Raw genomic sequence first — 11,684 nt, 5'->3', positions numbered from 1 at the left:
AATTTAAATGAGCTCACATCTGTGCCCAAGTCGGAGTAATGGAAAAGATGACGGATAAGCAAATACAAGCAGACCACTCTAAATCACAAGATGAAACGACCCATTTTGGGTTTTCAACCGTGGCAAAAGAGCAGAAAGTTGAAAAAGTCGCTGAAGTGTTTCATTCCGTTGCCGCTAAATACGACATCATGAATGACTTGATGTCAGGCGGAATTCATCGTTTATGGAAGCGCTTTACTATTGATTGCAGTGGTGTTCGTCCTGGTCAAAAAGTATTGGATTTAGCTGGTGGTACTGGTGACTTAACAGCAAAATTTTCTCGCATTGTTGGTGATTCAGGTGAAGTGATTCTCGCTGATATCAATAACTCAATGCTTAAAGTGGGGCGCGATAAGCTACGTGATATCGGTATCGTGGGTAACGTGCATTATGTACAAGCGAATGCGGAAGAATTACCGTTCCCAGATGATTATTTTGACTGCATTACCATCAGTTTTGGCCTGCGTAATGTAACGGATAAAGACAAAGCCTTACGTTCAATGTTTCGTGTGTTGAAGCCTGGCGGTCGTTTATTGGTGCTTGAGTTTTCTAAGCCAAAATTTGAAGCATTATCGAAAATTTATGATGCGTATTCTTTCCATTTATTGCCGCGTATTGGTGAATTGGTGGCGAATGATGCCGATAGTTACCGTTATCTTGCCGAGTCTATCCGCATGCATCCCGATCAAGAGACATTGAAGGCTATGATGGAAGAGGCTGGCTTTGAGCAAACGAAATACTTTGACTTAACTGGTGGCATTGTTGCGCTGCACCGTGGATATAAGTTTTAAGGACGTCGTATGCCATTTGAGCCATTGGTAACAGGAGCGATTGAAACCACATTAAATCGTTTGATTGCAGACTCTCCGACCCATCAACAGCAAGTCGCTCGCCTAAAGGGCAAAGTCATTGTTGTGCACATACAAGAGTTCGACCGTCGTCTCGTGTTTGTGTTTAGTCACCAAATTGATGTGCTCAGTCATTATGAGGCTGAGCCAGATTGCTATTTAAGCCTTAAGCTTTCTGTTTTGCCTGAACTTAAAGACCATGCCAACATCACCAAATTAATCAAACAAGATAAGCTGGTTTTGGATGGTGATATTCAATTGGCACAAAAGTTTTCGCAACTCATGACCGCTATCAAGCCAGATCCGGAAGAGTGGCTTTCTCGCCTGATCGGAGACGTGCTTGCTCATACCGTCGTCCAAGGCGTAAAAGGGCAGATGAAATGGCTAAAATCCAGTGCTGAACGACAACAGAGAAAATTGTCGACGGTACTGATAGAAGAATGGAAAGTTGCCCCTAATCCGCTTGAAATAGCCCATTTTTGTGACCAAGTGGATGAGGTTTCTGGTAAGGCTGGTGTGTTGGAGCAACGTATTGCACGCTTAATGGAGAAAGCATGACATTTCGTGAGTTGAAGCGTTTATATCGAATTATTCAAATCCAACTAGAATACGGGTTAGAAGAATTATTACCCCACCACCAACTAACGAAACTTCCACGTATAGGGGTAAAAAGTTTATTTTGGATTCGTAAAAAGCACCAGGATAAACCGGTTGGTGAACGATTACGTTTAGCATTACAAGAACTTGGTCCCGTTTGGATTAAGTTTGGGCAAATGATGTCAACTCGCCGTGATTTGTTTCCTGACTATATCGCCGATCCTCTTGCCTTATTACAAGATAAAGTCCTGCCTTTTGATGGTGCGCGTGCTCAAAAACAAATCGAAAAATCTTTAGGTGGGCCGATAGAACAATGGTTTGATGAATTTGATATCGATCCTCTCGCTTCGGCTTCCATTGCTCAAGTGCATACCGCAAAAATTAAATCGACTGGCCAGGAGGTCGTTCTTAAAGTTATTCGTCCTGATATCCGCCCTATAATAGAGGCGGATTTGAGGCTGATGTATCGCCTTGCTCATATTGTGGCACGTTTTATGCCTGATGCTCGTAGGTTAAAGCCAGTAGAAGTGGTAAAAGAATACGAGCGCACCTTATTAAGCGAATTGGATTTACGCATGGAGGCGGCGAATGCGCTGCAATTGCGTCGTAATTTTATCGACAGTAAAGACTTATATGTTCCAGATGTGTACATGGATTTTTGTTCAGAGCACCTCATGGTGTCGGAGCGTATTTATGGTATCCAAGTCTCTGATCTTGAAGCATTAGCGAAAAATGGCACCAATATGAAACGCTTAGCGGAGAAAGGTGTCAGTGTTTTCTTTACTCAAGTATTTCGAGACAGTTTTTTCCATGCAGATATGCATCCTGGTAACGTGTTTGTTTCTTGGGATACACCTGAAGACCCACTATGGATTGGTTTAGACTGCGGTATCGTTGGGACCTTAAATAGCGAAGATAAACGCTATTTAGCCGAGAATTTCTTAGCCTTTTTTAATCGTGATTATCGTCGTGTGGCTGAATTGCATGTTGATTCTGGTTGGGTACCCGCAGACACCAATATTATTGATTTTGAAGCGGCGATTCGCACAGTATGTGAGCCGATTTTTGCCAAGCCTTTGTGTGAAATCTCCTTTGGTCATGTGCTGCTAAACTTATTCAATACCGCACGTCGTTTTAATATGGAAGTTCAGCCTCAGCTGGTTCTGTTGCAGAAGACATTGTTGTATATCGAAGGGCTCGGTCGTCAGTTGTATCCTCAATTGGATTTATGGCAAACCGCCAAGCCGTTTTTAGAAAATTGGATGATGGAGCAGGTTGGCCCCAAAGCAGTATTGAATGCAGTGAAAGATAAAGCGCCGTTGTGGGCGGAAAAGCTCCCTGAGCTACCTGAGTTACTGTATGAGACTTTGAAGCGAGGTCGTGACTTAGATCAAAATGTAGCACGTTACTTTGCCCTATATTCGGCAAGCAAACGAAAACAGACAACCGGTAAGTTTTTATTTGGCATTGGCGCAACATTAATCGTATGCTCAGCGATATTACAATTGAGTACGACCGATTGGCATCACCCGTTATCTGGTGGGTTTGCTGTGACTGGCGCCATTTTTTGGTTAGCAAGTTGGCGAGCTTACCGTAATTAAATCGTAAACTTTGCACATTATGATGTGTTTCTTTTTATTTGACCCGAGGTAAAACAAATGGGCGGAATCAGTATTTGGCAACTTTTGATCATCGCAGTTATCGTTGTATTGTTATTTGGTACTAAAAAATTACGTGGTATTGGTGGCGATCTAGGCTCTGCAGTAAAAGGCTTTAAAGAAGCCATGAATGATGGTGATAAAAAAGATGCAGCACAAAAAACAGCAGCGAAAGATGCCGATTTTGAAGCAAAATCGATTGATCAAAACAAAGTTGACTCAAGCGTAGAAACTGACGCGAAAAAAGAAAAAGAGCAGGGCTAATCGGTGTTTGATATCGGTTTTTGGGAGCTGGTATTAATATCGGTCGTGGCGCTGGTGGTTCTTGGGCCAGAGCGTTTGCCGGTCGCGATTCGTAGCGTGAGTAAGTTTGTGCGCACAGCGAAAACGATGGCAAATAATGTCAAAGAAGAATTATCGCAAGAGCTTAAGATTCAAGAACTGCAAGATAATTTGCGTAAAGCAGAACAAATGGGGATGAAAGATTTGTCTCCAGAATTGCAATCTTCAATCGAAGAGCTGAAAAAAGCGGCGCAAGATGTACAGCGTCCCTATGCGAAAGAAACCTCTTCCAGTTCATCGGCGGATAGTGATGAGCAAGCGCCTTCTGCGACAACTCAAGACGAACTCTTACCCGATGAAAACCACATCATGAAAGATGATTCGGAGTCGCAGCCGGCACAATCATCAACCGATAATAAAGCCTAGCTCCTGTTATTGATGGCTCATTAGCAACGAAAGTGGTTAATGAGCCTTGTGTGACCAAGAGGTTTCCATGTCCACCCAAGAAGAAACTCAACCACTTATCAGCCATCTTATTGAGTTGCGAAATCGAATCTTAAAAGCGATTGTGTCGGTTTTAGTGGTTTTTGTCTGCTTAGTTTGGTTTTCCAGTGATATCTACGAATTTGTGTCTGCGCCATTAATCGATCGTTTGCCTGAAGGCGCGAGTATGATTGCAACGGATGTCGCTTCACCTTTCTTTACCCCATTAAAACTCACTTTAGTGGCTTCGGTGTTTGTTGCGGTGCCATTAGTTCTGTATCAAATTTGGGCTTTTGTTGCGCCGGGTTTGTATAAGCATGAACGCCGTTTAATTGCACCTTTACTTTTTTCAAGTTCATTGTTGTTTTATTGTGGTGTGGCGTTTGCCTATTTTGTGGTTTTCCCACTTATTTTTGGTTTCTTCACCGCAATCTCACTTGGTGGGGTGCAGTTTGCAACCGATATTTCCAGCTACCTCGATTTTGTATTGTCGCTGTTTATGGCATTTGGTATCGCGTTTGAAGTGCCCGTGGCGATCATATTGCTATGTTGGACGGGTGCCACTGATGCGAAGTCTTTAGCTCAAAAGCGCCCTTATATAATTGTGATTGCATTTGTGGTGGGGATGTTATTAACCCCGCCGGATATGGTATCGCAAACTTTACTGGCTGTGCCTATGTGTATTTTGTTTGAGATTGGTTTGTTCTTCTCACGTTTTTATACCAAACGAGGGGAAGAAGAAGAGCAAGACCACGAGCAAGCGTAATTCCTCACACATTTTTTATATAAAACGCCGCCTTAATCGATTTAAGGCGGCGTTTTTGTTTCATGTGAAACCAAGCGGTTTAGATGTTTAAGCTAAACGGAATAATGCTTTGGTATTATGGTCTGTAAGCTCGGTGATAGTGGATAGAGGCACTTCTTTTAAGTCGGCAATCTTCTGTGCGACCAGTTGCATAAAAGAAGGCTCATTTCGTTTGCCTCGGTGAGGTGTTGGGGCCAGATAAGGGCAATCAGTTTCAAGAATCACATAATTCAAATCCAGCTCTGGAATAACTTTATCCATGCCGCCATTTTTGAAAGTCGATACTCCTCCAATGCCTAAATGGAAGCCAAGCTGGTTAATTGCTTTTGCTTCTTCAACGGTGCCACCAAAACAGTGGAAGACGCCGGTTAACGAGCCATCTTGCTCTTGCGATAAAATATCGAGCGTTTGCTCAATGGAGTCGCGAGTATGAATGACCACGGGTAAATTGAACTCTTTGGCCCATTGAAGTTGGGTACGAAAGGCATACTCTTGCTCGGATTGGTAGGTTTTATCCCAATACAAATCAATACCGATTTCACCAACGGCGATAAAATTATGTTGGCTAAACCAAGATTTTATCGTGGCTAAGTCTTGTTCTATGTCGGCATTCACATAGCAAGGATGTAGACCCATCATCGAATGGCAAACATCGGGATAGCGCGCTTCTGTCGCCAACATGGGTTCAATCGAATTCAAGTCAATATTGGGCAATAAGATCTTTGAAATACCCACCTCTTGAGCGCGTTGTACCACCTCGTCGCGGTCGTGTTCAAATTCTTCGGCATAAATGTGAGCGTGACTGTCTATCATGAAAAATCCAGTGTTGATGAATGTATGGCGTCCGGTTCGTGATTATGCTTCGCAGTGCATATACGAAGCTAATTATTACTAAGTATAAATGACTCAGCAGGGAAGATCATGGCATGAATTTATCGCTTGCCTAAGGATTGTTACTTTCATGCTGTAGCGACAGTGATATGATAGGTAGCAATAAAGAGAACTTGCCAAAAGGAGAGTCAAGGTGTCGGTATCTATTCAAGGTCAATTTCCTGGTCGTCGTTTGCGCCGTATTCGTAAGCATGATTTCAGTCGTCGTTTAGTGGCAGAGAATTCCGTCTCAGTGAATGATTTGATTTACCCAATGTTTGTTCTGATGGGGAAAAATCGTCGTGAAGCGGTTGAATCTATGCCAGGTGTTGAACGCTTATCGATAGACTTGCTACTTGAAGAGGCAGATTATCTTGCCAAGTTGGGCGTACCAGCTATCGCTTTATTTCCAGTGGTAAATCAAGATGTAAAATCACTGTGTGCCTCAGAAGCGTATAACCCTGAGGGCCTAGTACAACGTGCGGTACGCGCATTAAAAGAGCACGTGCCTGCAATGGGCGTGATCACGGATGTGGCGTTAGACCCGTACACCACTCATGGTCAAGACGGGATTATTGATAAAGATGGCTATGTGCTTAATGAAGAAACGACCGAGGTGCTTGTTAAGCAAGCTCTGTCACATGCGGCGGCGGGTGCTGATGTGGTCGCACCATCGGACATGATGGATGGGCGTATTGGTAAAATTCGTGAAGCGTTAGAAAAAGCCGGTCATATTCATACGCAAATCATGGCTTATTCTGCGAAATATGCGTCGAACTATTATGGTCCATTCCGCGATGCGGTCGGATCTAGCTCTAATTTAAAAGGCGCGGATAAGAAGAACTATCAAATGGATCCGGCCAACAGTGATGAAGCCATTCATGAAGTAGCGATGGACATCAATGAAGGGGCGGATATGGTGATGGTTAAACCGGGTATGCCTTATCTGGATGTGGTACGCCGCGTGAAGACTGAACTGCAAGTTCCGACTTTCGCTTATCAAGTGTCTGGCGAATATGCGATGCATAAAGCGGCAATTCAAAATGGTTGGTTAAAAGAAAAAGAGACTGTCATGGAATCCTTGCTGTGCTTTAAGCGCGCGGGAGCGGATGGCATTTTGACTTACTTTGCTAAAGATGTTGCAGAGTGGCTTGCGCAAGATAATATCTCAGCGGATAAGGTCGAAGATTAATTTTTCAAAAAATCTGCAACTAGAAACAACAAGGGCGTGAATATGATTATTCTCGCCCTTTTTAGTTTTATAGGATGCCCTGTGTTGAAGGGCGTTTTACAAATCGGTGAGGGTTAATGGCCAACCAATATCTGATTGACGGTTCACCTCAATTTCAAGTTCGGCTTGCGTTAGAGGGTTGGTTTTAAGCCACTCTGGATCCATTTTTAAAGTGAGATGATCGCCTTCAGCAATCAATTCAAATTCTGGTTGTAAATCGGCGCTACGACGATGTGTGAGTAGTACAGCTAAGCGCAACAGGCGAAGTAGGCGCTTACTGCTTTGTCCTGATAAGGCATGCTGCTCAGGTAAAGACGATAATTGCTCACGATAGCGACGTACCATTTCAGCCAGAAAATGTTTTTGCGCACGAGTAAAGCCTGGCAAGTCCAAGTGCTGTAATAAATACGCTCCGTGATCGCCGCCTTTTTTGAAATCAATACTCAGACCAATTTCATGTAGCTCGGCGGCCGATTGGAGCAAAAACTCGGCTTGGCTTTCAGGGATCCACTGCTGGTGGCCACATTGTTGCAGTAATTGCATCGCAACATTGGCCACTTGTGCGCCGTATTGACTGTCCACTTGATAGCGTTGCTGCACACTTGAGATGGTGCGCTGGCGTATATCGGATTGACGCATCTCCCCAATCATTTCATAGGCGAGCCCTTCGCGTAATGCGCCACCGGCTAGCGTCATAGATTCAATTTGCAAGCTTTCAAATATGGCAATCAAAATGGATAACCCACTCGGAAACACTAATGCACGTTCAAGGGTCAGACCTTCGATTTCAAGCTCTTCTAGGTGAGTCGCCATCATGGCTTGTTTTTGTAGACGCTTGAGTTTGGCAAGGGTGATGATTTCATCCATGCCTTGTGCCAACATGATTTCTTGTAATGCTTGTACCGTACCACTGGCGCCCACACAAACATCCCAACCTAATTCTGTATAACGTTTAAGAATCGGCTCAAGGGTGGCTTTTGCCGCTAAGATAGCGTTATCGAAGTTAGTTCGAGTCAGTTGGCGGTCATGAAAGTAATTATCTAGCCAAGTGACACAGCCCATAGAGAGGCTGACTAAGGCCTTGGCTTCAAATTCACGGCCAATAATCAGCTCAGTGCTCGCACCACCAATATCAACCACCAAACGATGGCCTAGACCGCCCGAAGTGTGCGCGACGCCTTTGTAAATCGTCGCGGCTTCTTCTTCACCAGAAATGATTTCTACCGGGTGACCTAGGATTTGATTGGCCTTTTCGACAAACACATCCACATTGATGGCTGAACGTAATGCTGCCGTTCCGACAATTCGGATGTTCTGTGCCGGAATATCTTGCAGGCGTTCAGCAAATAAGCTTAAACAGTCCCAACCTCTTTGCATCGCTTCTTGGCTTAATCGATTTTCCTGATCTAAGCCATTGGCCAAACGTACTTTACGTTTGATTTTTGCCATGGTTTGTACGCTGCCGTCAATATGTCTCACGACCAACATATGAAAACTGTTGGAGCCGAGATCGATAGCGGCATAAAGAGGAGAAGAGACTGTATAGCTCATAGGCCAATCATTCCTTACTTATTGAGTGTTACGTGCTTGGCGTGGTCGACGCGAGTTATTGCGAGAGCCATTGTTCCGCGAACTATTATTACGAGAATTGCCACGCGTACCACCGGTATTGGTTCGACGGTTGTTTTGCGGGCGTTTTTGCAATCGTATTGCTGGCGGAAGATCCGTCAATAACGCACTGGCATCATATTCCGACATTGGAATCGAGTGCTCAATATACTCTTCAATAGCTGGTAGGTTGATCGCATATTGCTCACAAGCAAAGCTGATCGATTTACCACTTGCACCTGCTCGGCCAGTTCGACCAATACGGTGAACGTAGTCCTCACAATCATCAGGTAGGTCGAAGTTAAACACGTGTGTTACTGAAGGAATATGTAAACCGCGTGCCGCGACATCAGTGGCAACTAAGAAATCCAAATCACCGCGAGTAAATTCTTCTAAAATGCGCTCACGTTTTTTCTGCGCAACGTCACCGGTGAGTAGGCCGACACGATGGCCATCTGCCGCAAGGCTACCCCAAACGTCTTCGCATTTATGTTTAGTATTAGCAAAAATGATGGCGCGTTCTGGCCATTCTTCTTCAATCAGGGTTTGTAGTAGCGCCATTTTGTGTTCATTCGAAGGGTAGAATAATTCTTCTTCGATGCGATGGCCGGTTTTTTGTTCTGCTTCAACCACAACATGCTCTGGATTATGCATGTGTTCAAACGCGAGTTCCTGAACGCGGTAAGATAAAGTGGCTGAAAATAGCATATTGAGACGATCGCTTGGCTGAGGCATGCGACGGAATAAGAAGCGAATATCTTTAATAAAACCGAGATCGAACATGCGATCGGCCTCATCCAAAACGACCGCTTGAATGTGGTTTAGGTTAAAGACCTTTTGCTTGTAGAAATCGATAATACGACCACAAGTGCCGATCAAAATATCGACGCCATCTTGCAATTTGTTTAATTGCTTGTCGTAGCTTTCACCACCATATGCTAACGCTGCTTTTAAGCCCGTACTCTCGATGAGACCTTCCGCATCGTTATAAATTTGGATCGCCAATTCGCGAGTCGGGGCCATAATAATGGCGCGCGGCTGTGTTTTTGCTCGGCCTTCTGGTTCGGCTGTTTTGAGCAAATGGTTAAAAGTCGCAGTTAAAAACGCGAGGGTTTTACCTGTACCCGTTTGGGCCTGGCCTGCAATGTCTTGGCCGGTGAGCAGGACCGGCAACGCCAAGGCTTGGATAGGGGTACAATACTCGAACCCTTTTTTTTCCAATCCTTCAATAACTTGGGGTAATAAATCCAAGTCGGCGAACTTTTGCTCTGTGATGTGTGTCTTTTTCATTGCTATAGAATATCAGCTTAAGCTTGCAATACGAAAGTAAATCCATTCCAATAGGGAATCTATTTGCTGGTTATCATCCAACCAGATCATAAATATATACATTGGAGTGGAAGATGAGTGACAAGATTATGCAGCTTTCTGATGAAGGTTTTGAAAATGATGTAATCAAAGCTGCGGGTCCAGTTTTAGTTGATTTCTGGGCAGAGTGGTGCGGTCCTTGTAAAATGATTGCCCCAATTCTTGATGAAATTGCTGATGAATACGAAGGTAAGCTGACAATTGGTAAGCTGAATATTGATCAGAACTCTGGCACCCCCCCAAAGTTTGGCATTCGTGGCATCCCAACACTATTGTTGTTTAAAGACGGCGGTGTTGCAGCAACTAAAGTTGGCGCATTATCAAAGACTCAATTGAAAGAGTTCTTAGATGCAAACTTATAATTGCTAATAAGATGACAAACTTAACCGCATATAACCTGTTTATATGCGGTTTTGTTTTTTTATAAAGCTAGACTAGTCTTAAGTTTAGTGATAATTTATCGCACGTTAATTACTCAAGTGTTCATTTCTTGGCCGTTCCTATAGGCCATACATTTCACATAAACAACCAACAGAATCCTATTTTGACAAAAAAAGCATCCACCACTATGAACCTAACAGAACTGAAAAACAGACCTGTATCTGAGCTTGTTGCGCTTGGTGAAAGCCTAGGTTTGGAAAACTTAGCCCGTTTACGAAAGCAAGATATCATTTTTTCCATCCTAAAAGCGCACGCGAAAGGTGGTGAAGATATTTTTGGCGATGGCGTATTAGAAATATTACAAGACGGTTTTGGTTTTCTTCGTTCATCAGACAGCTCATATTTAGCCGGCCCTGATGATATTTATGTTTCCCCTAGCCAGATTCGTCGTTTTAACCTACGTACAGGTGACTCGGTAGCAGGGAAAATTCGACCACCAAAAGACGGTGAACGTTATTTTGCTCTACTTAAAGTCAACACCGTTAATGATGACCGTCCTGACAACGCCCGCAACAAAATTCTTTTCGAAAACTTAACTCCGATTCATCCAAACGATCGCATCGTGATGGAGCGTGGTAATGGCTCAACCGAAGACATTACAGCTCGAGTTCTAGATTTAGCTTCTCCTATTGGTAAAGGTCAGCGTGGTCTGATTGTTGCTCCGCCAAAAGCGGGTAAAACCATGTTGCTACAAAACATCGCGCAAAGTATCGCTTACAATCACCCGGAATGTGAGTTGATGGTATTGCTGATTGATGAGCGTCCAGAAGAAGTAACCGAAATGCAGCGCCTAGTAAAAGGTGAAGTGGTGGCATCGACGTTTGATGAGCCAGCTTCTCGTCACGTACAAGTGGCAGAAATGGTGATTGAAAAAGCCAAGCGTTTGGTTGAACACAAAAAAGACGTTGTTATTCTGCTTGATTCAATTACTCGTCTTGCTCGTGCTTACAACACCGTTGTGCCTTCATCGGGTAAAATTCTAACCGGTGGTGTGGACGCAAACGCATTACATCGTCCGAAGCGTTTCTTCGGTGCGGCGCGTAATGTTGAAGAAGGCGGTAGCTTAACCATTATCGCGACAGCGCTGGTTGATACTGGCTCGAAGATGGATGAAGTAATCTACGAAGAGTTTAAAGGTACAGGTAACATGGAACTGCACTTAAACCGTAAGATTGCCGAAAAACGTGTTTTCCCTGCGATTGACTTTAACCGTTCTGGTACTCGTCGTGAAGAATTGCTAACTAAGCCTGATGAATTGCAAAAAATGTGGATTCTGCGCAAGATCGTTCACCCAATGGGCGAGATCGATGCGATGGAATTCCTTATCGATAAGCTTGCGATGACTAAGACGAACAATGAATTTTTTGATGCGATGCGCCGTCAATAATTCTGTATTGGTTGTATAAGTTCAATTAATTGAATCACCGCTCACATTGGGCGGTGATTTTTATTGT

Annotated in this window: 12 protein-coding genes; 9 read left to right on the top strand and 3 right to left on the bottom strand. The window is 43.9% G+C overall.

Annotated elements, in window-relative coordinates:
* The first annotated feature begins 47 nt into the window (after positions 1-47).
* From ubiE to tatC, 6 genes are all read left to right on the top strand, one after another.
* The gene (ubiE, locus tag Vgang_RS11600; protein ID WP_105903678.1) at positions 48-830 is read left to right on the top strand and encodes a bifunctional demethylmenaquinone methyltransferase/2-methoxy-6-polyprenyl-1,4-benzoquinol methylase UbiE; all 783 of its coding nucleotides are present in this window, start codon (positions 48-50) and stop codon (positions 828-830) included.
* A 9-nt stretch (positions 831-839) separates the two neighbouring features.
* A complete protein-coding gene (locus Vgang_RS11595; protein ID WP_105903679.1) occupies positions 840-1,445 on the top strand; it encodes a ubiquinone biosynthesis accessory factor UbiJ in 606 nt (201 codons plus the stop codon).
* Positions 1,442-3,085, top strand: a complete 1,644-nt coding sequence (gene ubiB, locus Vgang_RS11590) for a ubiquinone biosynthesis regulatory protein kinase UbiB (RefSeq protein ID WP_105903680.1) — start codon at positions 1,442-1,444, stop codon at positions 3,083-3,085. Before Vgang_RS11595 ends, ubiB begins: the two co-directional genes overlap by 4 nt.
* 57 nt (positions 3,086-3,142) lie before the next feature.
* Positions 3,143-3,406: a Sec-independent protein translocase subunit TatA gene (tatA, locus tag Vgang_RS11585; protein ID WP_105903681.1), complete on the top strand. Its 264-nt coding sequence runs from the start codon at positions 3,143-3,145 to the stop codon at positions 3,404-3,406.
* Positions 3,407-3,409: 3 nt separating this feature from the next.
* Positions 3,410-3,850, top strand: a complete 441-nt coding sequence (gene tatB / locus Vgang_RS11580) for a Sec-independent protein translocase protein TatB (RefSeq protein ID WP_105903682.1) — start codon at positions 3,410-3,412, stop codon at positions 3,848-3,850.
* A gap of 67 nt (positions 3,851-3,917) precedes the next feature.
* Complete coding sequence (gene tatC, locus Vgang_RS11575; protein ID WP_105903683.1) at positions 3,918-4,673, top strand: twin-arginine translocase subunit TatC; 756 nt, start codon at positions 3,918-3,920, stop codon at positions 4,671-4,673.
* Positions 4,674-4,760: 87 nt separating this feature from the next.
* Here tatC and Vgang_RS11570 read toward each other — a convergent pair whose 3' ends face one another.
* Positions 4,761-5,525 carry a TatD family hydrolase gene (locus Vgang_RS11570; protein ID WP_105903684.1) on the bottom strand — a complete coding sequence of 255 codons (765 nt, stop codon included), beginning with the start codon at positions 5,523-5,525 and terminating at the stop codon, positions 4,761-4,763.
* A gap of 211 nt (positions 5,526-5,736) precedes the next feature.
* On the opposite strand from Vgang_RS11570, the gene hemB reads away from it, so the two are divergent.
* Positions 5,737-6,774, top strand: coding sequence for a porphobilinogen synthase (hemB, locus tag Vgang_RS11565; protein WP_105903685.1), 1,038 nt, complete (start codon positions 5,737-5,739; stop codon positions 6,772-6,774).
* Between the two features lie 96 nt (positions 6,775-6,870).
* Here hemB and gppA read toward each other — a convergent pair whose 3' ends face one another.
* Both gppA and rhlB read right to left on the bottom strand, forming a co-directional pair.
* Complete coding sequence (gppA, locus tag Vgang_RS11560; RefSeq protein ID WP_105903686.1) at positions 6,871-8,364, bottom strand: guanosine-5'-triphosphate,3'-diphosphate diphosphatase; 1,494 nt, start codon at positions 8,362-8,364, stop codon at positions 6,871-6,873.
* An 18-nt stretch (positions 8,365-8,382) separates the two neighbouring features.
* The gene (gene rhlB / locus Vgang_RS11555; RefSeq protein WP_105903687.1) at positions 8,383-9,711 is read right to left on the bottom strand and encodes an ATP-dependent RNA helicase RhlB; all 1,329 of its coding nucleotides are present in this window, start codon (positions 9,709-9,711) and stop codon (positions 8,383-8,385) included.
* Between the two features lie 113 nt (positions 9,712-9,824).
* On the opposite strand from rhlB, the gene trxA reads away from it, so the two are divergent.
* Both trxA and rho read left to right on the top strand, forming a co-directional pair.
* Entirely contained in the window at positions 9,825-10,151 is a 327-nt protein-coding gene (gene trxA, locus Vgang_RS11550; protein WP_027695437.1) for a thioredoxin TrxA, read from the top strand.
* A 206-nt stretch (positions 10,152-10,357) separates the two neighbouring features.
* Complete coding sequence (rho, locus tag Vgang_RS11545; RefSeq protein WP_105903688.1) at positions 10,358-11,617, top strand: transcription termination factor Rho; 1,260 nt, start codon at positions 10,358-10,360, stop codon at positions 11,615-11,617.
* Positions 11,618-11,684 lie beyond the last annotated feature (67 nt).

The organism is Vibrio gangliei, assembly GCF_026001925.1.
Lineage (GTDB): Bacteria > Pseudomonadota > Gammaproteobacteria > Enterobacterales > Vibrionaceae > Vibrio > Vibrio gangliei.
The sequence above is the reverse complement of the archived record's forward strand: the minus strand, read 5'-3'. Positions and strand labels throughout refer to the sequence as shown.

What these genes read in the sequence shown, in the direction of transcription:
- ubiE (WP_105903678.1), top strand. Translation starts at nt 48, where the DNA reads ATGACGGATAAGCAAATACAAGCAGACCACTCTAAATCACAAGATGAA.
- Vgang_RS11595 (WP_105903679.1), top strand. Translation starts at nt 840, where the DNA reads ATGCCATTTGAGCCATTGGTAACAGGAGCGATTGAAACCACATTAAAT.
- ubiB (WP_105903680.1), top strand. Translation starts at nt 1,442, where the DNA reads ATGACATTTCGTGAGTTGAAGCGTTTATATCGAATTATTCAAATCCAA.
- tatA (WP_105903681.1), top strand. Translation starts at nt 3,143, where the DNA reads ATGGGCGGAATCAGTATTTGGCAACTTTTGATCATCGCAGTTATCGTT.
- tatC (WP_105903683.1), top strand. Translation starts at nt 3,918, where the DNA reads ATGTCCACCCAAGAAGAAACTCAACCACTTATCAGCCATCTTATTGAG.
- Vgang_RS11570 (WP_105903684.1), bottom strand. Translation starts at nt 5,525, where the DNA reads ATGATAGACAGTCACGCTCACATTTATGCCGAAGAATTTGAACACGAC.
- gppA (WP_105903686.1), bottom strand. Translation starts at nt 8,364, where the DNA reads ATGAGCTATACAGTCTCTTCTCCTCTTTATGCCGCTATCGATCTCGGC.
- rhlB (WP_105903687.1), bottom strand. Translation starts at nt 9,711, where the DNA reads ATGAAAAAGACACACATCACAGAGCAAAAGTTCGCCGACTTGGATTTA.
- trxA (WP_027695437.1), top strand. Translation starts at nt 9,825, where the DNA reads ATGAGTGACAAGATTATGCAGCTTTCTGATGAAGGTTTTGAAAATGAT.
- rho (WP_105903688.1), top strand. Translation starts at nt 10,358, where the DNA reads ATGAACCTAACAGAACTGAAAAACAGACCTGTATCTGAGCTTGTTGCG.